The organism is Clostridium fermenticellae, from assembly GCF_003600355.1.
Classification (GTDB): Bacteria; Bacillota; Clostridia; order Clostridiales; family Clostridiaceae; genus Clostridium_AV; species Clostridium_AV fermenticellae.
Genome location: NZ_CP032416.1, coordinates 2,231,851 through 2,253,728, shown reverse-complemented (window position 1 = coordinate 2,253,728; position 21,878 = coordinate 2,231,851). Strand labels below are relative to the sequence as shown.

The following is a 21,878-nucleotide window of genomic DNA, read 5'->3' as shown; positions in this document are numbered from 1 at the left end:
GTGAAAAAGGGCCAGACTTATGATTTTTTTATAGAGGATATGGAATTTCCAGGCACTGGTATAGCTTTTTTAGATGGTATTAAAACTTATATAAAAAATGCTGTAACAGGGCAAAGTGCTAAAGCTAGAGTAATTAAGAAGAAAAAAGATTACGCTCAAGCTAAGCTTGTTGAGGTAATTCAAAATGTTGATTATGCTATCGACCCGGTATGTGAGCATTTTGACTTATGCGGCGGATGTACTACTGAGTTCATACCTTATGAAAAGCAGCTTGAGCTTAAAGAAAAACAGGTGTTGAAACTTTTTTATGATGCAGATATTCATGATTTTGGGTTTTTGGGTATAGAGAAAAGCCCTGAAGAATATGAATACAGAAATAAGATGGAGTTTTCCTTTGGTGATGAAGTAAAGGGAGGAGAGCTTACACTTGGCATGCATATAAAAGGCAGAAGTTTTGGAATTGTAAATGTTTCAAAGTGTCAGCTTGTAGATAGTGATTTTAGAAAAATACTCACATCGGTGGTTGAATATTTCAGAGAAAAAGGGCTTCCTTATTATAGAGTTATGAAAAGAGAAGGCTATTTAAGAAACTTAGTTATAAGAAAAGCAAAAAATACGTCTGAAATACTTATAAATTTGGTGACCACATCTGAGTTTAATTTTGATTTAGAAGAATTTAAAGAAATGCTTTTAAAAATAGACTATGATGGTAATGTAAAAGGCATATTGCATACCATTAACGATGGATTTTCGGATACAGTTAGAGCGGATAGTGTGGATATTTTATATGGCAGAGATTATATAATAGAAGAAATTCTTGGACTTAAATTTAAGATATCACCGGAATCATTTTTTCAGACTAATTCCAAGGGAGCTGAGCGACTTTATAGTATTGTAAAAGAATTTCTGGGCGATGTTTCTTCAAAAGTGGTATTTGATCTTTACTGTGGTACTGGAACTATAGGACAAATAGTTGCAGAGAAGGCAAATAAGGTATTTGGAATAGAGATTGTAGAAGAAGCTATTAAAGCTGCAAATGAAAATGCAAAGTTAAATGGTCTAAACAATTGTAAGTTCATTGCGGGTGATGTAGCAAAAGTTATAAAGACTGTACAGGAAAAACCAGATGTTATAATACTTGATCCTCCGAGACCGGGGGTACATCCTACTGCACTTCAATATGTTATAAAATTTGATGTGCCATCTATAATTTATGTCTCCTGCAATCCTAAGACCCTGGTAATAGATTTAAAGGTTCTTATGGATGCAGGTTACTGTACTCGAAAAGTAATGCTGATGGATATGTTCCCGCAGACACATCATGTGGAAACTATTGTGAAACTATCTAGGAAATAAGCAGTGTTACAAAATATATAAGGATTTTTAAACTTAAAATTCCTACATTCTTCCGACTAAAATTTTATAATGTCGGAAGTTTTTTTAATATTTCATTCTCTAGTATGTTAATAGTATTGTCCTTCATCTTCTTAGTAACATGAGAATAAGTATCTATCACTTGTGATTAGCTTCTTCAAGTATCTTTCTTGCTTTTTTTTCAGCATATCCGAACATTTCCTTCTGAGAAAAGGGATATTTTGAGTTTTTGTTTCTCCGAAATTTATGATGTTTGTTACCGCCGGGAAGCCGCCCGGCCATCCATATTCCTTAACTTGGTGAACGAGAATAGCCATCCAGCTGAAAACCATTATGACTTGAATGTGACTTAGTAAACGTACCCCTCAAAAGCCCATAAGGAAAGAAAGTGCTACAAAAAGAATTCCTCCGAACCAGTACCAATTATTGCGCCAGATTTTTATCATTTTCGTTCCTCCTTTATACATTTTGAGTTCTAGACGACAAACAAAGGAAAAGCAAATTTAAGAAGGTCTAGAGCCTATGAATCAATGCTGAGTCATCAGACTGGAAAAGATTTAGAAAGGGTAAGGAAAGAATTGGGAATGACTGAACTTGGTAAAAGCTTAATAAATGAAGGAAAAGATAAAGGGAAAAAAGAAAAAACTATAGAGATAGTCAAGAGAGCAATAAAAAAAGGCATGGATAATGAAACAATAAAGGAATTAACAGATACTGAAGAACTAAATGAAAGATCTCAAATACAATTTGAATTTGTATCATGAAGCAACTAATCTAAATTTCTACTTATGAGCTAATGTAGGTATTTTTTATTCTAATAATTATAGTACAGGCCTACTCCCTATTTATTTCCTGGTGTGTATTTTTGTTTTTGTTTATAGGGGAAGCCCAATATATTTTAGTTGTTATAGTCTATTGTACTTAAAAATTTAATGCATAGGTCGAAAGTTTTTATAGAAAAAGTCACCTTTTTAGGAGAATTTGTCCTTTATTTCTCCGTTTTGTACTTTCATAATAAAGGTTATATAGACTTTTGTAGTATAAATACAAAAAATACAATATTAAGTCATAAGAATGAGATTGGATTGAAAATAAAAGATATATAGGGTAATATTTTAGAATATTATTATACTTTTTAAGGGGATGGGTTATTTGATTGAAATAATAAGTGAACCTATAAATGATAGATTTTATAATTTGGTAGCAGATAGTAAATCGAGAATAAGATTGTGCGCACCTTATGTAAAATCAGAAATAGTAAACAATATTTATAGTGACAAAAAAGCAAATGTTAAAGTGGATTTTATTTCAAATTTTAGTATGCCTAACTTTTATAAAAGATCCTCAGATATAGAAGCTTTTAAAACTATAACAGAGCAAGAAGATGAAGTGTCTAACTGCCAGATACTTCATGCAAAAATTTATATTTTTGATGACAGGTATTCTATTATTACATCTGCAAATTTAACGCCTTCAGGGTTTAATAGAAATCTTGAATATGGAGTCTTTATAAATGATACTAGCTTAGTGAATAAAACAGTTATAGATTTTAAAGATATTTGTAATAATGAAAGAACAGGTAGAATAGATGCTAGAAAGGTTATTGATATACAAAACATTCTAAAAAAATTACCGCTATATAGAGAGATAGAATCAGAACCCTATAATCAGAATACTGAAGTTGATAGTATTTTAGATATTGATATCAATTTGATAAAAGCTAATCTAAATAGTTGGAAGAAGACAACTTTAACTATCTCTTGGATTGTACTTGTTCCTTATTTTTTGACAAATAACAATAATTTCAATGTATCATTTTATAATTATTTGTCATTAGGAGGTTTAATATCGTCTATTGGAGTTTTTGTTTTATGCTTTTTATTAATGTCAAACAGACATATAAAATATATTAGTACATAGCTGGAGAAGTAAAGCTCATTGCTGGTGGGAACTTAGGTCAAACACTTAAGATTAAAGGTAAAGATGAACTTGCTGAATTATGTATAATACAACAAAACCTGATAGACCGGAAACGTGGAAAGATTACAAAATCAGTATTTATATTCAGGATGGCGATACTATAATATTAGGTGATAAAACAATATATGTTTATGGTACTCCTCTTGCCATACTCCGGGAGGGCTAAGCTACATGTTCCCTGTAGAGGAAAAAGGAGGCGGAATTATGAGGAGAAACGACATCACTATGGACAAAGAATGAAGTAAAACAGTTGAAGTAAAAGATATAACAGACGAGCGTTTTTAGATTTACGGGAGGTGTATGAAAAAATGATAAATCATAGTATATTCAATGACGTTTTAGGACCGATTATGTCAGGCCCTTCAAGTTCGCATTCAGCTGGATGTGTCAGAATTGGACTAATGACTAGATTGTTATTTGGCAGAGAGATCCAAAAAGCAAATGTTATTTTTGATGAAAATGGAGCTTATCCAGAAACTTATATCGGACAAGGTTCAAATTTTGGATTTACAGGAGGTCTTTTAGGCTACACAACTGACGAGCCTAAAGTAAAAGATGCAGTAGAAATTGCTACCGGATCAGGAAAAGAAATCTGGTTTTCAAAAGAATCTCTTTTCTCAAGACATCCTAATGAAGCACTTATTAATGTTTATAATGAAAATGACGAAATCGAACTTTCTGTACTGACTTTTTCCACAGGAGGTGGAATGTTTGAAATTGTAGAAATGGAAGGATTTCCTGTTTATATTGATGGAAGCCAGGAACAGATGTTTGTTTGTTGTAAAGATCAAGCAGCGGATGAAGTTAAGAAAAAATTAGATATCAAGAAAGCAAAAATAAAAAGTGTGACTTTAGAAGGATTAACTTTGTTTATAATTTCTGAATACGTGGAATCAATTGAAGGCAATATTTTTGTCCTTAAGGATGTTGCTGGTGTTAAATGGATTAGAAAAGCTCCTGTAATTATGCCGATTGCAATGCAAACAAATCCAAATCCTGTTTTCTCTACTGCATCAGAAGCTTTGGAATATTCTAAAAGGGAAAACAAGTCTATATGGGAAATGGCGATTGAATATGAGTGTTCAATTGGAGAATCATCAAGGGAAGATGTTTGGAAAGTCGCTGCACATACTTTTGAAGTTATGAAAAATTCTACTTTTCCACCAGATTCAAGAACAACGCCTCTTTTTGGTTTTTTGCCTTATAAAGCTAGAGAAATGCAAGAAAATATAAAAATCGTTAAATCTGTACCAACCGGACTTTTAAATGATGCTGTGCTGTGTGCTATTGCAGTAATGGAAAACAGCTGTGCTCACAATATTGTTGTAGCCTCACCAACAGCTGGTTCGAGTGGAGTTTTACCTGCAGCTATTATTTCTATTGGAGAGGGAATGGGATTATCACAAGATGAAATAATTAAAGGATTATTAGCTGCTGGATTAGTAGGAGTATTTATAGCAAATCAAGCTACTTTTGGAGCTGAGGTGGCAGCATGTCAGGCAGAAAATGGATCGGCAAGTTGTATGGCTGCGGCAGGAATAGTTCAATTACTTGGAGGAACAGTTGAACAATCATTTAAAGCTGCTTCAATGGCTATGCAAAATATGCTGGGATTAATTTGTGATCCCGTCGGGGGATTAACAGAAATACCATGTATAAGTCGTAACGTAAGTGCATTAACTAATGCTGCATTATCAGCTAACATGGTTGTCTGGGGATTTAACCCGATTATTCCTCTTGAGGAGAGCATTGAAACTATGCTGAGGGTTGGAAAAGAATTACCTGCTTCTCTTCGATGTACTTGTAAAGGCGGATTATGTGTAACAAAAACAGGAAAATGTATATCAAAGAAATTAGTGGAGAATAGGCCAGTTATGGAATAGCCTTTTAGAATACTACCGCTTCATGAAATTACTGTAGGTGTTATGGATATTTCAAAAATTGATCCTGAAATTCTCCTTTAAATGTGTGCACTAAAAAATGATGATAAAGGGATATTGACAATAACAGAATGTTCGTTTATTATAGTATATATGAGAGTGAAAGATGAAAACAAAAAAGATGCTATTTTATCAGCAACTATAAAAATGATTAATGAAATCGGATTTGCCAATGTTTCCATGTCTAAAATCGCAAAGGCAGCGGGAGTATCTGCCTCTACTATTTATATCTATTACGAAAATAAGGAGGATATGTTTAAGAAGATATACATTGATGTAAAGACGCAGATGCTTAAAGCGAGTATGGAGGGAATCAGTGATACTGAATCAGTTAAACAGTCTGTTTGGAAGTTTTGTGAGAACGTCTTGAATTTTGCAAAAAATCATGAAGACTATTTTCTTTTTATTGGGCAAGCGGGTGATTCACCTGTGATTTTGACAGTTAAAAATCAAGAACTTCTGAAACTTATTCAAAAAGCTTGCTCACCATTTGAACGTGGAATCAGAGAGGGTATCTTAAAAAATGTTTCACCTGCCTTATTAAGTGGATTCTGTGTTTACCCGATTACGCAGCTATATAAAGATAGCTGTCATCAAAAAGATGTATTAGGCGAGATTGACTACGAAGTAGTTTTTGAAATGTGCTGGGATGCCATAAAAAAATAAGAATTCAAAAATGAGTGTTTTTCTTTGAAAACTTTTATAAACGTACATTCGTTTATAAAATCAAATATACCGGGATACTATTGTTAAATAAAAGAAAAGAAGGAGTAAATTAATATGAAGATATTTTATTTTACAGCTACTGGTAATAGCCTAGCAGTTGCAAAAAAAATTGGTGGAGAATTGATTTCAATACCACAGGTAATGAATGATGAAAATTTAAATTATAAGGATGACATTATCGGAGTGATTTTTCCCATTTATGGTTGTACAGTACCAAAGATAGTGAAAAGATTTTTGAAAAAAGTGAAACTAGAAGCAGATTATATCTTTGCTATTGGAACCTATGGAATGACAAAGGGAAAAACTATGGAAACTGCCCAGAAACTTGCTTTAGAGAGTGGATATCGATTTGATTATGTAAATGAGGTACTTATGCTAGATAACTGTCAACCACAATTTGATATTGCAGAGGAAAAGAAAAAATTGCAGGGAAAGAAAGTGGACGAAAGTATTGCTAAGATTATTAAAGATGTAAAACAACAGAAAAAGGTTACAGCTAAGAGTAGATTTAGTGATAAAGCTGCAACATGGTTCTGTGAAAATGTATTTAATATTGAAAAAGATGACTATGCAAAAAATTATAGTGTGGATGATAATTGTATTAAGTGTGGAACTTGCGCTAAGGTTTGCCCAACGGCAAATATCAAAATTACTAATAATGTAGAGTTTCTTGAACATTGTGCCTGCTGTCAAGCCTGCATTCACGCATGCCCACAACATGCAATTCATTTTAAAAGAGAACGAAGTACTGAAAGATGGCGTAATTATGATGTAAAGCTTAGTGAGATTATTTTAGCAAATAATCAGAATAGCAATAATGAAGTTCATTGAACAGCATTTTCTTGTTTAATAGACAGAATACTTAAGTAAAACAAATATAGGGAGGAAGCTTTATGAAAAAGAAAGTAATTCTTATAACAGGAGCGACAAGTGGCTTAGGAAAAGAAACTGCAAGAGTATTGGCAAAACAGGGAAATACTATTATCATTCATGGAAGGAATAAAGATAAAACACAGTCAGTTGTACGTGAATTAAAAAAAGACACCAGCAATAGCCAAATTGATATGCTGCTCGCCGATTTAGAATCCTTTGCTGATATAAAACGCATGGCAGATGAATTCAAGAAGAAATATAATCACTTGGATGTACTAATTAATAATGCTGGTAATCAGTACGGCGGAACAAGAGAAGTAACTTTAGAAGGACATGAACGAACACTTACAATAAATACATTTGCACCATTTCTTCTTACACATCTCCTGCTTTATTCTCTGAGTAAAAGCGGAGAAGGACGTGTTGTTACAGTTTCATCTGCCTCTCACGCACAAGGTGGTGCGCCATATTTAAATGATATTGAACTGAAAGACCATTATTCCTATATGAAAGCTTATGGCATATCTAAGTTATATGTCATCTGGCTTATGCGCCATTTTGAAAAATACTGTAGGGAGAACGGTATTAAAAATATTACCTTTAACTGTGCGCATCCGGGTTCAGCTAAAACAAACCTTGGAAACACAGGAAATAGGCCGATTTCAATGAAGATTCTCTTCTTCTTATGGCAACCGCTAATGACATCTGTAGAAAAAGGTGCCAAACCAATTATTTTTGCAGCTACAGCAGATGAAATGAAAGAAAAGAACAATCAGTATATTGGTCCGAAAGGATATGAAAAGGTAAACGAAAAATATTACAGTGAAAAGAATGAGGAAATCCTTTGGAACTACTGTATGAAAATCTGTGAGCCCTATATGGAACAGAGGAAATATACAAACAACTGTTAATGATAGTGTTTCTATAAATTATTTGTGCTACAAGCCTAATGCATAAATTTAGCTGCTAAATCTCCATTTCTAATATTGAGTATATGAACTTGTCGTGTTAAAATGTATATTGATACAAATAAGAATTTAGGAGGAACTGAAAGATGGCAAAATAACTGAGTATTGGGGAAACTATTCTGATTATCTTCGCCAGAAAGAAGAAGAACGTAAGAGCCAGGCTGCAGAATACGAACAATTTGTTGCGGAACGTGGCGATTGAAAAGGGCTGCGAAGGAAAAGCGAAAACAGGCCCGTAAAATAGAACAAAAAGCAAAAGATGCTTCAAAGAAAAAAAGTACTGAAGGCGGAGGGCGTTTAGCTCATCAAAAATCAATGGGAAGTAAGGAAAAAAAGATGCATAATGCTGCTAACTCCTTGAAACATAGAATTGCGGCCTTGAGAAATGTAGAAGCTCCAGAAATTATTCACAGGATTCGTTTCAGGCAAAATAAAGCATTGTCACTTTACAATCCATATCCTATTGTCGGTACTGAAATTGATAAAATATTTGGAGATAAGGTATTGTTCCAAAATGCATCTTTTCAAATTCCACTTGGAGCAAAAGTGACGCTAACTGGTAGTAATGGAACAGGGGAAACAACTTTAATCCAAATGATCTTAAACCATGAAGATGGAATTTTTATTTCACCTAAGGCAAAAATAAGTTACTTTGCACAGAATAGATTGATTAATGATAAGCATGTCAAAAGTACTCTTAAAAAGAATGTTTTTGGCATGCTTATTAGTTTTATAGAACCGTATGAGATTCTTATGTTTACCGATTTAAAATTTGTCTTTATAGTATATAATATAAGGTAAGTTGTTGAATAAAGTACTAAATGAATTATCAAAGAAACAGAAGCATAATAAAAGTATTTATATATTAAAAAAGTTTTTGTAAAAGGTGATTGATGCATGCAGATAACGGATAAACTTACCAAACAAATTGATGAAATGAGGTATATTACGGCAGAAAATGCCTGGAGGTACAGAACTATATTGAGGTTTTTCTATCTTCAGTATGAGAAAATGAAATACTGGATGTATAAGGAAGAGTTATTTCAGGAACTGAAAACTCATGATGAATTTAAAGATTATACCATGGAAACCTGCCGCCAGGATCTGGATGTGCTTATATCATGGAAAAATTTTGTGGCGGTTCAGGATACCGCGAAAGTTGCTACAGTTGAGGAATTTAAAAACAAGCAATTCAGATATGAACTTTCAGAGTACAGTGTGGAAATTGAAAGATTGACTATAAAACTTGAAAATCTATTCGTAGAAAGTGCTTCCCTTGAATCCTCTCTCCTTGAAAGAATAAAGGAACAGATTGAAAAACTTACTGAAATGGTGTCTAAAAGTGAAAAAGAAGTGGGAGTCTGGTGGGGATCCTTGAATAATGATTTCAAGAGATTAAATCAGAATTATCAGGACTATATAAGACCCAAATGTCACTGACAAAAAGTTCCCTGGTAACTTAAAGGTTCTTATCGCTCACAAGAACCTTTAAGGATTATTGGTGAAGAAACAGAATGGGCGAAACTGGCAACTACAGAGCGATGCAAATGGCACGAAAATTTAGCCAAAAACAATGGCAAAGTTATCAACTGAACATATTCAAGCGAGAATCATGTGGATTTGATTTTACGTGATATCTGGCATCTGCTGAAGATAAATAATATTTGATGTTGATGGATATTCAGGGAATAGCGAATGAAATGTGGCACTAAATGATGCTGGTACATCAAGCAAATAAAAAAGATAATAGCCAGAACTGAAACATCTATGAGGTTTTTATGGAGGTAATAAATGTTTAAGGAAGAAATTATTAAAGAGATGAAAGAAGTATTTAAAGAAATTCCTTTTGGAGTAGATCATACTCTCAAAGTATTACAAAATGCAGAAGATATAATGAAAGGTGAAAGTATCGGAGGAGAAGAAAAAGAATTCATTAGTATTATTGCTATACTACATGATATTGGTGCTGTTGAAGCACAAAAAAAGTATGGCTCAATTGACAGTGCCTATCAAGAAAAAGAAGGACCGGCAGTAGCCAGAGAAATATTAAAAATGGTAGGTTATGACAAAAATGTTGATAGGATATGTTTTATAATAGGTAATCATCACACACCTTCTAAAATTGATGGAATTGACTTTCAAATACAATGGGAAGCAGACTTGCTTGAAAATTTAACTGTTATGGATAAAGAAAAAGAACAGAAAAAGATAAAAAAGTGTATAAATGAGAATTTTAAAACAGATACAGGAAAAAAGATTGCTTTTGATCGTTTTATTTTGGATTAATACATAGATTTAAGTACTAAATCTATGTATTCGTTATGATGTGTAAAAGTTTGGCTGAAATAATAAATAAACCTATTAGAGGAGGCAAGTAAGAAATAAATGAAGGGCAATTTGAAACTGAATTAATACAATATATTAGCAATGGAACCATAACTAAATCTGAATACATAGAAGAAATCAGTAATTTTACGGTTAGAGAAAAGCCTGCTCATTATTGTGTGAAAACAAAGCTGTGGAAGTATGAACCAAAAATTAAATAATCAATGTATAAAACAAATAGAATCAATCCGTGTATCATAAATGCTGCACGAGATATGATGAGAAAGGATAAACTACTATGTTTGATTTTATTGCATATCCCATAGGGCGCTTTTTGAGATTCATATATGAGGTATTGTCATTTAAGAATTACGGAATTGCCATTATTTTGCTGACAGTTATTATAAGAACATTGCTGCTTCCACTGTATATAAAACAGTACAGATCAACTTCAAAAATGAGTGAAATTCAGCCGAAGATAAAAAAGCTACAGGAGAAGTATAAAAATGATAATGAAAAATTAAGTCAACATATGGTCGAACTGTATAAAGAAAACAATATAAATCCCGCGGGAGGATGTCTTCCTATGCTGCTGCAAATACCTATTTTATTTTCTCTGTACTACGTTATATCCCAGCCTCTAAAATATATGTTTGGAATGAATTCTTCTATAATTAACAAATTATTTAATACTATACCTCACAACATGGTCACTGTGAAGAATATGCATGATTTAAGCATAATAAATTATTACGGCAATAATATGAATAAGTTACCTCTTGTAGACTCCATGTTAAATAGAAATGAATTGCTGAATATGAACTTTTGGGGCATAAATTTGGGCTATATTCCAACTTTTAATTTTCACAACATAAATGCTCATTCTATACTTTTAATGATAATACCTATTTTAGCTGTAATAACTACCTATATATCTACTAAATATTCTTCTCAAGATATGCCTGCATCTGAAAATGAAATGCAGAACTCCATTCAAAAAAATATGCTTTTGTTGTCGCCAATCATGACCGGGTTTATTTCGTTTCAGGTACCTGCGGGAATGGGGCTTTATTGGATAATAAGTAATATATATCAGATATTTCAACAGATGTTCATGAACAAGTTTATTATAAAAAAGAATCAGATACAACAATAAAAGTTAACAAGTTTAAAAAAGAATATTTAACTTAATTTAAAAATATATTCCAATATGCTAATATATATTTGTGGAATTATTTAATTTGCTGACCAGATATTTTGTATATATAAGTTATGTAGGAGTTGAAATCAAATGAGTGAAAAGGTTAAAAATACTAACCAGGCTGAAAGAATATTGGATGCAGCTTTTAAATGTATCTCTACAAAAGGATATGCAAATGTTTCTTTGAGAGATATTGCAAATGAAGCTGGTGTTGTTCTAAGTCAGTTGAATTATTATTATAAGAATAAAGAAGGATTATTCAAAAAAGTGGTAGAAATGTTATCTGAGAAATATTTTAGTGAAATTGAAGATAATTTAAAAAAAGGTACTACTGGAAGTGAAAGCTCAGTATATCTTATAAAATATTTTAAAGAAGTGTTATACAATAAACCTGAATTATTTAAAATTCTTTTTGATTTAACCAGTATGGCACTTTGGTCAGAATCCCTAAAAAAGCTCCTTAAAGAACTTTTTGATGGACTAACTAAATTAATTGAAAAGTATATAATAAATAACCCTGCAAATTCTGAAAAATTAAAAACATATTCTCCAACTTCATCATCTAAGCTGATATTAGGCACACTTCTAGGAACATCAATACAGGTAATGCTGACGGATGAAAAAGAAGATTACCTGAATGCATTAGCTACATTAAAGTTAATACTTGCTTAAAATTAAAAGTTTCCTATCTTATTGTTACAATCTTACATTAAAAAATTGATAATTTATTAAAATAGAGTTATAATAAAAGGTAATATAATTTTTTGATATATTATGGAAGAATATAATTAATCTAAATAACTATAGATTATAAATTATAGCAGCAATTTATACAATAATATAAAGGATTTAAAATATTATAAATTGTTAGAATTTTTAAAAAATATTTTTGATTTTTGGAAAAATTATAAGAATAAATTTAATATAGGGTTTTAACTTTCTAACTAAAAAACCCTGTAAGTGTACCAATTATAAAAAGTGGGGGATATTAATTATGAAAAAAGAGTGTCAGGAGAATTTTCAACGGACTGATCTTGAGGAGTTTGGGTACAAGCAAGAACTGAGTAGAGTATTAAAGACAAAAGATTTGGTGATTTATGGATTAATTATCATGGTTCCTATTGCACCTTTTGGTATATATGGAATTGTGAATGATGCAGCAAGTGGTATGGCTGCATTGGCATATCTTATTGGAATGCTAGCAATGCTTTTTACAGCATTTAGCTATGCAAAAATGTCGGAAGCAATCCCTATTGCTGGTTCAGTATATTGTTATGTAAGTAAAGGATTGAGTCCAACAGTTGGTTTCTTTGCCGGATGGGCAATATTACTTGACTATGCATTTATACCGGCTCTTTTATATTTGTTAAGCGGAGCTGCTCTTCATGATATGATGCCTTCGATACCTATTTTTTTATGGGCATTTATTTTTATCATATGCAATACTTTAATTAACATTAGAGGAATTGAGATGGCTGCAAGATTTAATAAAATATTACTTGTTCTTCAATTGATTATACTTACATATTTTATAATTTGTGGAGGTATAGGAATAGCTCATGGTATAAATGGTGCAGAATTTTCGGTCAAGCCATTATTCAATTCAAAGTTTGGACTTTCAGCTGTAATGCCGGGGGTAGCAATTTGTGTTTTAAGTTATCTTGGGTTTGATGGTATCAGTACCTTAGCTGAGGAAAACCAGGATGGAGCAAAAACTATAGGTAGGGCAACTATAATTGCATTAATGGTTTCCGGAATTATCTTTGTTATACAGTGTTGGGTAGCCGGAATGGCATATCCAGACTGGCATGCCTTTAAAGATCCTAATACGTCATTCTATGTGATTGCATTCAGTGTAGGGGGAAAAGCACTTAAACTTACTTGTGAAATCGGAATAACTATTGCACTAGGGTTTGCATGTGCATTGTCATTCCAGACTGCAGTTTCAAGGGTACTATTTAGTATGGCGAGAGACGAACTCATGCCAAAAGTCTTTTCAAAAGTTCATCCGAAATTTAAGACTCCATATGTTGCGACAATTTTTGTAGCTGTAATTGCTGTAGTAGTGTGCAGTGTATTCAGTGAAATGATTGATATACTATCATGTCTGGTCAATTTTGGAGCTTTAACTTCCTTTGCGATACTTCATGTAACGGTTGTTAATTACTTTGTATTTAGAACTAAAAAATATAATTTCTTTCAGCACATCGTATTGCCTTCCGTAGGATTTATCATAATAGTATATGTATGGATGCACCTTGCCAATATATCGAAGATTATAGGACTTATGTGGCTAACCATAGGTGCTGTATATTACCTGGTTTTAACATTTGTACTAAAAAAGGATACTTCGAAGATGCAGGTGTAAAGTTTTGCTGCTTAAATTGCAATTTTTAATATTGAAAATTTCATTATAGTGTTTTATAATACAAATATTATTAGCAATTTGTTGCTCACAGAAGTTGACTGTCTTATTTTTTTGCTAAAGGATAAAGCGTTTTGTCTTCTAGAGCAGAATTGCGATATTGCAATTAGCAAGGGAGGGTAATTATTATGAAAGGTTTTGGAATGTTGTCAATTGATCATGTGGGATGGATTGAAAAAGAAAGACCGGCTTGTGGTGAATTGGATGCAATTATTCACCCGATTGTTCTGGCACCTTGTTCATCTGATACACACGTTTCCCACGGTGGTTCAGGGGAACACACTAATTTAATTCTCGGCCATGAGGCTGTTGGTACGGTGGTTGAGGTCGGTAAACTGGTCAAGAAGTTTAAACCAGGAGACACAGTTGTTGTTCCGTGCACTACGCCAAATTGGCTGACTGAAAATGTTCAAGGTGAATACAATGCGCATGATGAAGGACTTATGGAAAGTTTTAAGTTCCTTGGCTCCAAGGATGGTACTTTTGCTGAATATTTTCATGTTAATCAGGCGGATGCGAATTTGGTTTTATTGCCAGAAGGTGTATCTCCTGAGGCTGCCGTTATGACGACAGATATGATGTCCACCGGTTTCCATGGTGTGGAAAATGCGAATGTTGCTTTTGGTGATACAGTTGTTGTTATTGGAATCGGTCCTGTGGGTCTGATGGCTGTTGCCGGCTCAAAATGCCATGGCGCAGGTCGTATTATTGCCATTGGTACACGTCCTAATTGCGTAAAGGTAGCCAAAGAGTATGGTGCTACCGACATTGTCAGTTATAAAAACGGAGATACTGTTGAGCAGGTGCTTGATATGACAGATGGAGGAGCGGATTGTGTTATTATTGCAGGTGGTAATGCGAATAGTTTCAATCAAGCAGTTGATATGACTAAACCAGGTGGTTATATTTCTAATATCAATTTCTTCGACATTAAGGATAATCTTTCTATGCCCGCCTACTCCTGGGGATTAGGAATGTCTAACAAAACTATTCGTGGAGGATTTTCTCCCGGAGGTGCCCGCAGAATGCATAAAATGCTTGACATGGTCAAATATGGTCGTGTAGACACGACGAAGCTCATTACACACCGTTTTCACGGCTTTGAGAAAATTGAGGATGCGTTTCATATGATGGATCAGAAACCAGCAGATCTCATTAAACCAGTTATATTTGTTGACTAAGTTACAATAGTATACAAATTAATTTAATTTTTGGATATATCAATTACGGCAAGGTATGTAACTGTGAAAATGCAAGAAAAAGCTATTGGTGAATAACTAATAGCTTTTTTAATAAAGTTGTATTCTATCGTACAACATTGACAGCGGTAGGCATAAGTTCTATGATAAAATAAATTTATACAAGTGATGTATTAAATAGAAAAGGAGTAAATATCATGCGTAAATTATCACAGATGGAATTTAGAGAAATATTAGAAAATAGGGACTCAAAAAAAAGACTTGTTTTAAAAGATATAGAACTTTTTGATATGGATTTTACAAGTTGGGATTTATCTGATATTGACTTTTCTTTGAGTACATTCCATAGAATTAAGTTTGATGGAGCAAATTTAGAGAATAGCAGTGTCTCTGGTGTATTATTTGATGAATGTACTGTACGTAATACAAATTTTAAGAATGCAGATTTAGAAGGTGCGACACTTCGGTATGTAGATATGACCGGATGCAATATTAAAGGTGCAAACTTACATGCTGCACTTCTTGAATATGCTAAATTAGATGGTGTTGTTTCTGACAAGGATACAAAATGGTTTCGCCTGCATTGCCCGGAGAAGGGGGCTTTCATCGGATATAAGAAGTGTTTTAATAACCGTTTGGTTCAGCTTTTAATACCTGCAGATGCAAAGCGAACTTCAGCTACATTGCCTTCTTGCCGCTGCAATAAGGCAAAAGTTCTTACAATTAAAAGTTTTGACTATAAAGAAAGTTATAAGGAAGCATGGTCTTTAGTAGATGAAAACTTTGTCTATCGTGCAGGCGAATGGGTAGAAGTAAAAGATTTTAATGAGGATCGATGGATGGATTCTACCACAGGTATTCATTTTTGGATGACAATAGAAGAAGCCAAAAATTATTAAATGATAATTCTAAGGCCCGGTATTTCTAAAATACCGGGCTAAAAATTATTAAAGGTAAATTAAAACACTATTCAACAGATTTCAAAGATTCAATCATATCAATTTTTCTGATTTTAAAGTGTGTAACTATCTGCATAATGATTGAAACCAACATGATTATCAGAAATGACCATACAAAACTTATAGTGTGGATATTTTTGAAAAACACCTCTGTGCTAATTTCTATAGCATTTATTACAAATTGATGGAATGGAATCCCTAGGAGCAGACCAGAAACAATACCAATTAGTGTTAATAAAAATGTTTCACGGTAAATGTACTGATTTGTCTCATTGTTGTGAAATCCAAGTACCTTGAGTGTGGCAATTTCCCGTTTTCTTTCACTCATATTGATTGATGTTAAATTGTAGAGGACAATGATTACAAGCATCGATGCAATTACAACCAATAGAATAACTACATTATTCAGGCTTTTATTTCCATCAGCGGCTTTCTTAAGGATATCATCTTTAAAAGTTACATTTACAACAGAATCATCATCCAGTAAATGTTTAGCCAGCGTATTTTTATTTTGATTATAATTGGTTACGATCATATTATAGGAGATGTCTTTCCTAAATACTTTGCCATATAAGTTTTTATTGATGTAAATGTAGTTTTGCATATAGTTTTTTGTAACATCTGATACTTTCAGAGAGTACAGGTTGTTATCTGCATCTTTTACTTTGATTGTATCGCCTTTGCCTATTTTTAAAACCCCGGCAAGTTTCTGAGTTATAACAACGCTATTGTCATTAATTTTAATATTATTTTCTGTTAATTGACTTCTTAGATTATAATATTTTTTGAATAAACTTTCATCCTCCGGTACTACTAAATAGGTATCTAAAGATTGATCATTCGATTTAGCTTTAAAAGCTGCTTGTTTTATCAAAAGGGGATTTTTGACCCTTTCTTTTACAAGCAAGTCTTTTAAATTCCCGGAGACATTTGCAGTATCATTTTTTAGTGTAATCAATGTATTGTACTTGAAAATTTCACTATACTGCTTTTCTGCAACACCATTAATGCTATCTCTTATTCCAAATCCTCCAACCAATAAAGCTGTACATCCAGCTACTCCGACAATAATCATAATAACTCTCTGTTTATAACGGAATATGTTACGCATTGTAGTTTTACTGTTAAAAGAAAGATGTTTCCAGATGAATCCTATTTTTTCAAGCAGTATTCTTTGTCCATTCTGTGGTGGAACAGGACGCATCAAAATAGCTGGTTTCTGTTTCAGTGCCTTGCTGCAGGAAAAGACAGTTACAGATGTCATAAGAGCTATGACAACTATTAATACCATTAATAAACTTGTTATGTCATGTTGTATGGTAAGCTGCGGCAAAATAAATTTACTAAAGGTTGAGTATACAATATTTGGTATAATATTCCCAAATATAAAAAATCCTGCTATAGTTCCGAGTACAGTTGAAGACAATACATAAAACAAATATGTTGAAATAATACTTGAATTTTTAAATCCTAGTGAAGTCAGTGTTCCAAGTTCTTCACGCTCTTCCATTATCATTCTGGACATTGTATTTGAAGTCATCAGTATGACAATCAGTATAATAAATAAAGGAAAAACGGCTGCTACAGAAGTAATGGTATTTGTTGCATTTTTTAGATCATTGTAGCCTGAGACGGCATCGTTCCTGTTATAAATATACCATTTTGGCTTTTCTATTGTGGAAATATTCATTTTGGTATTTAATTTATTTTGATTATCATTTATTTTGTCCATTGCACTGTTGTAGATATCATAATATGCTGCATTTTCCATTTCAGGTTTTAATTTTACCAATTCATTATTAATCTGTTCAGATATATCATCATATTTTTGCGAATATGAAGGAATATTCTTAGTACCGGCAGCAGTAACATAAATTTCTGTATAGGCATCTATATTGAAGTTATCTTTATTTATAAAGATAAAGGATGACAATTTTCCGTCACCGATTGTAGTATTACCATAATCAAAATCTATATATAATGGAGATTTTATAGTACCCACAACAGTAAATACTGTATTTTTTAGTTTATTATCTGAATTATTATCTAGTGTAATTTTATCACCAATTTTATATTTTTTAATGTCTGCTACACATTCTTTATCTGTTTTAGGTATTCTTCCATTAATTAGTTTTGAAGTATTCACTGAATTTTCAATTGCATGCACCCTTATAACTTTATCTTTTTCAAGAACATCCAGAGAATAACTTGGAACAACATTTTGTACACCTTTTAATGATTTAATTGCTTTTACATCTTCATCTCTTAATCCCATTGTACTGACTATTTTGAAATCCATTAAGTTATTAGCTTTATAGTATTTGTCAACAGAATTTATAATATCCGGTGAGGTTTCCTTTAGTCCCAAGAAGAAGCCAAAACCTACCATAACGATTATAAAAAGCGACATATATTTTCCAAAAGATTTTTTTATCTTTATAAGAGTATTTTTAAATAACATATTTATCACCACACAATTTCTTTAGCCTTTTTAGGATTTTTGTTTGTAGAAATATTTTCTACAGTTCCGTTTTTGATCCTAATAATTTTATCTGCAATATCTGAAATGGCAGCATTATGCGTAATTATAATGGTTGTGGTATTCATTTCTCTGCATGTATTTTGCAGAAGTTCAATGATCCTCTGACCTGTCACACTGTCGAGTGCACCAGTAGGTTCATCACATAAAAGTAATTTTGGATTTTTTGCTATAGCCCTGGCTATGGCAACACGCTGCTGTTCACCTCCAGATAACTGTGCAGGAAAATTGTTTATTCTTTCAGATAAACCTACTTGTTCTAATACAGTTTTTGGTTCAATATAATTTGAACATATCTGACACGCAAGTTCTACATTTTCAAGTGCAGTTAGATTTCCCACAAGGTTGTAAAACTGAAACACAAATCCAATATCGTTACGCCTGTAATTTACAAGTTCCTTTTTGGTATAGGAATGAATTTTATTTCTATCAACCAATATACTTCCGCCGCTGGGACTATCCATTCCACCAAGAAGATTTAATACAGTTGTCTTTCCTGCGCCAGATGGACCAAGGATTACCACCAGTTGACCTTTTTCTATTGAAAAAGAACAGTTTTCTACTGCAGTAATCGTGACATCTCCAGAGGTGTATTCTTTTTTCACATTTTCAAGTTCTATAAACGGCATTTAATCTTCCTCCAATTTTTACTAAACAAAATGTTGATTATTTTTCTTTAACACAGTATACTAACATTATGTTATAAATACAACAATCATATTTTTAAAAATTGATAGTTAAAAAACAGATTTTCATAGAATGTTTAATAAACTACAAGATTTTTTTGTCTGGGAGGAATTACTATGAAGGAAAAGAAAACTGATAGGCGGGTTAAATATACAAAAATGGTAATAAAACAGAGTTTTATTAAATTATTAAAACAAAAGCCTATATCTGCAATTTCAATAAAAGAAATTTGTGAAGATGCTGATATTAATCGTGCCACATTTTATGCTCATTATAAAAATCAATATGGTTTATTAAATTGTATAGAAAATGAAACAATTGATGATATAAAAGAGTATTTAAATAGCTGTAATTTTAAGAGTAAAAATGATATTCCTACCATCATTATTGAAAGGATTCTAGAATATATAAAGAAAAACTCAGAACTTTTTGACATCTTACTAAATTCAAATGGTGATACACATTTTCAACAGGAAGTTATAGAAATTATAGGAAAACAATATTTTATACCATCGAGGGAAAATAATCTTTTAAAAAGAGAGGAAGCGGAGTATATATTTCATTTTTTAGCAAGTGGCAGCATATGCACCATTCAAAAATGGTTAAAGGAAGGCATGAAAAAACCTACTAATGAAATGGCCGGGTTCATACTTACAATATCAATCAATGGTATAAAATTTTTTGATTAGTTTTAAGATTGTAATTATATTTGTTTAGTAAACATTTTTAATAATAACGCTTGCCTAAAATATCTAAATCTCTTCTAACACCATCCATTAATGCAACTTCTGGCAAATGTCCCCATGTTTTAAAACCATTTTTCATAAAAAGGTTTTGACTGGGGATATTATGGCCAAAAACAAAAGCCAATAAAGTATCAATATCTAATGATTTAAGTTGCCCGGCAATAAAATCAAGTGCAGCTTGCCCTAATTTTTGTCCTCTAAAATTCTGATCAATATAAATGCAGACTTCTGACGTTTTTTTATAAGCTGGACGTCCATAAAATTCTTCTAATCCAATAAAGCCAACTAAATTGCCATCTAATTTTATGTTCCATAAAGGACGGCTAGTTGGGTCGAAGGTTTCAAACCATGGTTTTCGTGATTTGACTGAAACTAATTCTAAATCTGCAGTAGCAATTCTAGTTGGAATTGTCTGATTATAGATTTCGACAATCCGTGGTAAATCTTCGATTTGAGCATATACAAATTGAGGCTTCATTTTTAACACATCCTTTGATTTTAAATTTTAACTTTATATTATAGGTTTTACAAGTCTAAGCTTGGAATTACGAACCTATAAATAAATATCATAATTATTATAGAATAAATTAATGAAAAATAATACCTTAATGTTATTTATCATTCATATGCATAAATATGTACATAAAATGGGTTTACATAAAAATGTGTGGTAACTTTATCAGTAATTTGATATAATTAAAATAGTTGCGTTTGTCATGATTATATATTTTATCATTATGACAGATGCATTTTATTTATATAAGAAGACTTGTAGTTAAGTTAGGAGGAGCATAATGTAATGTATGATTATTTAATAGTTGGATCTGGTTTGTTTGGATCAATATTTGCACATGAAGTATCTAAAAGAGGCAAAAAGTGTATTGTAATAGATAAACGTTCACATGTAGGTGGAAATATATACACAGAGGAAATAGCCGGCATTCAGGTTCACAGATATGGTGCCCATATTTTTCATACCAGCAGCAAAAAAATATGGGATTATATGAATCAGTTTGCTGAATTCAATAGATATACTAATTCTCCAATTGCCCGTTATAAATCTGAAGTTTATAATATGCCTTTTAATATGAATACATTTAATAAAATGTGGGGTGTAACTACACCTGTGGAGGCAAAAGACAAGATTCAGCATCAGATTGAGGAAGCTCATATTACCGAACCTAAAAATCTTGAGGAACAGGCCATAAGTCTTATTGGTAAAGATATTTATGAAAAATTGGTTAAAGGTTATACTGAAAAACAGTGGGGAAGAAAAGCTGCCGAATTACCTAGCTTTATTATAAAAAGGCTGCCAGTTAGATTTACATATGATAATAATTATTTTAATGATAAATATCAGGGAATACCTATTGGGGGATATACAAAAATAATTGAGAAGATGCTTGATGGTGTAGAAGTGAATCTTAATACTGATTTTTTTGATCAATGTAGTAAATTTAAAGATATGGCAGATAAGATTATTTTTACTGGAATGATTGATGAGTATTATAATTATTGTTATGGAGAACTTGATTATCGCTCTCTTAATTTTGAAACAGAGGTATTGGACTGCGAAAATTATCAGGGAAATGCAGTTGTAAATTACACAGAATATGAGGTCCCATATACAAGAATAATAGAACATAAGCATTTTGAATTTGGATGTCAAAGTGAAAATATAAACCCTAAAACTGTGATTACTAAAGAGTATCCAGTCAGGTGGAAACGGGGAAATGAGCCGTATTATCCAATGAATGACGATAAAAATAATAAATTATATAGTAAGTATAAATTATTAGCAGATAAAGAAGATAAAGTTATATTCGGAGGCCGTCTTGGAATGTATAAATATTTTGATATGCATAATATTGTATTTGAGGCATTAAATTGTGTAAATAATGAAATTTACAAATAATTAAATAAATACACATTGAAA

18 protein-coding genes and 4 pseudogenes are annotated in these 21,878 nt (G+C 32.1%); 19 read left to right on the top strand and 3 right to left on the bottom strand.

The annotated features are described in order from the left end of the window. The 17 genes and pseudogenes from rlmD to D4Z93_RS10400 all read left to right on the top strand — a co-directional run bounded on the left by rlmD (nt 1) and on the right by D4Z93_RS10400 (nt 15,910). Complete coding sequence (gene rlmD, locus D4Z93_RS10485) at nt 1-1,356, top strand: 23S rRNA (uracil(1939)-C(5))-methyltransferase RlmD (protein ID WP_119973350.1); 1,356 nt, start codon at nt 1-3, stop codon at nt 1,354-1,356. Nucleotides 1,357-1,919: 563 nt separating this feature from the next. Continuing rightward, a pseudogene (locus D4Z93_RS10480) lies at nt 1,920-2,138 on the top strand (hypothetical protein); the annotation flags it as partial. A 388-nt stretch (nt 2,139-2,526) separates the two neighbouring features. Further along, nucleotides 2,527-3,294 carry a phospholipase D family protein gene (locus D4Z93_RS10475; RefSeq protein ID WP_119973348.1) on the top strand — a complete coding sequence of 256 codons (768 nt, stop codon included), beginning with the start codon at nt 2,527-2,529 and terminating at the stop codon, nt 3,292-3,294. Between the two features lie 91 nt (nt 3,295-3,385). Further along, nucleotides 3,386-3,604 (top strand): annotated as a pseudogene (locus tag D4Z93_RS13515) (MBL fold metallo-hydrolase); the annotation flags it as partial. A 58-nt stretch (nt 3,605-3,662) separates the two neighbouring features. Beyond that, complete coding sequence (locus tag D4Z93_RS10465; RefSeq protein WP_119973346.1) at nt 3,663-5,237, top strand: L-serine ammonia-lyase, iron-sulfur-dependent, subunit alpha; 1,575 nt, start codon at nt 3,663-3,665, stop codon at nt 5,235-5,237. Between the two features lie 81 nt (nt 5,238-5,318). Then, nucleotides 5,319-5,960: a TetR/AcrR family transcriptional regulator gene (locus tag D4Z93_RS10460; RefSeq protein ID WP_119973344.1), complete on the top strand. Its 642-nt coding sequence runs from the start codon at nt 5,319-5,321 to the stop codon at nt 5,958-5,960. Nucleotides 5,961-6,074: 114 nt separating this feature from the next. After that, complete coding sequence (locus D4Z93_RS10455; protein ID WP_119973342.1) at nt 6,075-6,851, top strand: EFR1 family ferrodoxin; 777 nt, start codon at nt 6,075-6,077, stop codon at nt 6,849-6,851. Between the two features lie 62 nt (nt 6,852-6,913). Then, nucleotides 6,914-7,804, top strand: coding sequence for an SDR family NAD(P)-dependent oxidoreductase (locus D4Z93_RS10450; RefSeq protein ID WP_119973340.1), 891 nt, complete (start codon nt 6,914-6,916; stop codon nt 7,802-7,804). Between the two features lie 133 nt (nt 7,805-7,937). Next, a pseudogene (locus tag D4Z93_RS13340) lies at nt 7,938-8,518 on the top strand (Msr family ABC-F type ribosomal protection protein); the annotation flags it as partial. A 240-nt stretch (nt 8,519-8,758) separates the two neighbouring features. Next, nucleotides 8,759-9,301: a DUF2397 domain-containing protein gene (locus D4Z93_RS10435; protein ID WP_119973338.1), complete on the top strand. Its 543-nt coding sequence runs from the start codon at nt 8,759-8,761 to the stop codon at nt 9,299-9,301. After that, nucleotides 9,285-9,379 (top strand): annotated as a pseudogene (locus D4Z93_RS13700) (NAD(+)--rifampin ADP-ribosyltransferase); the annotation flags it as partial. The gene D4Z93_RS10435 and the pseudogene D4Z93_RS13700, both read left to right, overlap by 17 nt. A gap of 273 nt (nt 9,380-9,652) precedes the next feature. After that, nucleotides 9,653-10,147 carry an HD domain-containing protein gene (locus tag D4Z93_RS10425; protein ID WP_119973337.1) on the top strand — a complete coding sequence of 165 codons (495 nt, stop codon included), beginning with the start codon at nt 9,653-9,655 and terminating at the stop codon, nt 10,145-10,147. A gap of 337 nt (nt 10,148-10,484) precedes the next feature. Further along, nucleotides 10,485-11,342: a YidC/Oxa1 family membrane protein insertase gene (locus tag D4Z93_RS10420; RefSeq protein ID WP_119973335.1), complete on the top strand. Its 858-nt coding sequence runs from the start codon at nt 10,485-10,487 to the stop codon at nt 11,340-11,342. Nucleotides 11,343-11,477: 135 nt separating this feature from the next. Next, nucleotides 11,478-12,059, top strand: coding sequence for a TetR/AcrR family transcriptional regulator (locus D4Z93_RS10415; protein WP_119973333.1), 582 nt, complete (start codon nt 11,478-11,480; stop codon nt 12,057-12,059). Between the two features lie 322 nt (nt 12,060-12,381). Beyond that, nucleotides 12,382-13,755 (top strand): APC family permease, encoded by a 1,374-nt coding sequence (locus tag D4Z93_RS10410; RefSeq protein WP_119973331.1) that lies wholly within the window; start codon nt 12,382-12,384, stop codon nt 13,753-13,755. Nucleotides 13,756-13,940: 185 nt separating this feature from the next. Continuing rightward, the gene (locus D4Z93_RS10405; protein WP_119973329.1) at nt 13,941-14,993 is read left to right on the top strand and encodes an NAD(P)-dependent alcohol dehydrogenase; all 1,053 of its coding nucleotides are present in this window, start codon (nt 13,941-13,943) and stop codon (nt 14,991-14,993) included. Between the two features lie 215 nt (nt 14,994-15,208). Continuing rightward, complete coding sequence (locus tag D4Z93_RS10400; protein WP_119973327.1) at nt 15,209-15,910, top strand: pentapeptide repeat-containing protein; 702 nt, start codon at nt 15,209-15,211, stop codon at nt 15,908-15,910. A 67-nt stretch (nt 15,911-15,977) separates the two neighbouring features. Here the strand turns inward: D4Z93_RS10400 and D4Z93_RS10395 are convergent, their stop codons facing one another. Together D4Z93_RS10395 and D4Z93_RS10390 are read right to left on the bottom strand one after the other, a co-directional pair. After that, entirely contained in the window at nt 15,978-18,431 is a 2,454-nt protein-coding gene (locus D4Z93_RS10395; RefSeq protein WP_119973325.1) for an ABC transporter permease, read from the bottom strand. A 5-nt stretch (nt 18,432-18,436) separates the two neighbouring features. Then, on the bottom strand, nt 18,437-19,138 hold the full coding sequence (locus D4Z93_RS10390) for an ABC transporter ATP-binding protein (RefSeq protein ID WP_119973323.1): 702 nt from the start codon (nt 19,136-19,138) through the stop codon (nt 18,437-18,439). Nucleotides 19,139-19,312: 174 nt separating this feature from the next. Here D4Z93_RS10390 and D4Z93_RS10385 point away from each other — a divergent pair, with 174 nt between their 5' ends. Continuing rightward, nucleotides 19,313-19,885 (top strand): TetR/AcrR family transcriptional regulator, encoded by a 573-nt coding sequence (locus tag D4Z93_RS10385; protein WP_119973321.1) that lies wholly within the window; start codon nt 19,313-19,315, stop codon nt 19,883-19,885. A 37-nt stretch (nt 19,886-19,922) separates the two neighbouring features. Here the strand turns inward: D4Z93_RS10385 and D4Z93_RS10380 are convergent, their stop codons facing one another. Beyond that, on the bottom strand, nt 19,923-20,420 hold the full coding sequence (locus tag D4Z93_RS10380) for a GNAT family N-acetyltransferase (RefSeq protein WP_119973319.1): 498 nt from the start codon (nt 20,418-20,420) through the stop codon (nt 19,923-19,925). 321 nt (nt 20,421-20,741) lie between these two features. Between D4Z93_RS10380 and glf the strand changes: the two genes are divergently transcribed. After that, nucleotides 20,742-21,857, top strand: coding sequence for a UDP-galactopyranose mutase (glf, locus tag D4Z93_RS10375; protein WP_119973317.1), 1,116 nt, complete (start codon nt 20,742-20,744; stop codon nt 21,855-21,857). Nucleotides 21,858-21,878: the final 21 nt, after the last annotated feature.

Bases quoted from the DNA above. Each gene is read 5' to 3' on its own strand.
- D4Z93_RS10465 (WP_119973346.1), top strand. From the start codon at position 3,663: ATGATAAATCATAGTATATTCAATGACGTTTTAGGACCGATTATGTCA.
- D4Z93_RS10460 (WP_119973344.1), top strand. From the start codon at position 5,319: ATGTGTGCACTAAAAAATGATGATAAAGGGATATTGACAATAACAGAA.
- D4Z93_RS10455 (WP_119973342.1), top strand. From the start codon at position 6,075: ATGAAGATATTTTATTTTACAGCTACTGGTAATAGCCTAGCAGTTGCA.
- D4Z93_RS10450 (WP_119973340.1), top strand. From the start codon at position 6,914: ATGAAAAAGAAAGTAATTCTTATAACAGGAGCGACAAGTGGCTTAGGA.
- D4Z93_RS10435 (WP_119973338.1), top strand. From the start codon at position 8,759: ATGCAGATAACGGATAAACTTACCAAACAAATTGATGAAATGAGGTAT.
- D4Z93_RS10425 (WP_119973337.1), top strand. From the start codon at position 9,653: ATGTTTAAGGAAGAAATTATTAAAGAGATGAAAGAAGTATTTAAAGAA.
- D4Z93_RS10420 (WP_119973335.1), top strand. From the start codon at position 10,485: ATGTTTGATTTTATTGCATATCCCATAGGGCGCTTTTTGAGATTCATA.
- D4Z93_RS10415 (WP_119973333.1), top strand. From the start codon at position 11,478: ATGAGTGAAAAGGTTAAAAATACTAACCAGGCTGAAAGAATATTGGAT.
- D4Z93_RS10410 (WP_119973331.1), top strand. From the start codon at position 12,382: ATGAAAAAAGAGTGTCAGGAGAATTTTCAACGGACTGATCTTGAGGAG.
- D4Z93_RS10405 (WP_119973329.1), top strand. From the start codon at position 13,941: ATGAAAGGTTTTGGAATGTTGTCAATTGATCATGTGGGATGGATTGAA.
- D4Z93_RS10400 (WP_119973327.1), top strand. From the start codon at position 15,209: ATGCGTAAATTATCACAGATGGAATTTAGAGAAATATTAGAAAATAGG.
- D4Z93_RS10395 (WP_119973325.1), bottom strand. From the start codon at position 18,431: ATGTTATTTAAAAATACTCTTATAAAGATAAAAAAATCTTTTGGAAAA.
- D4Z93_RS10390 (WP_119973323.1), bottom strand. From the start codon at position 19,138: ATGCCGTTTATAGAACTTGAAAATGTGAAAAAAGAATACACCTCTGGA.
- D4Z93_RS10385 (WP_119973321.1), top strand. From the start codon at position 19,313: ATGAAGGAAAAGAAAACTGATAGGCGGGTTAAATATACAAAAATGGTA.
- D4Z93_RS10380 (WP_119973319.1), bottom strand. From the start codon at position 20,420: ATGAAGCCTCAATTTGTATATGCTCAAATCGAAGATTTACCACGGATT.
- glf (WP_119973317.1), top strand. From the start codon at position 20,742: ATGTATGATTATTTAATAGTTGGATCTGGTTTGTTTGGATCAATATTT.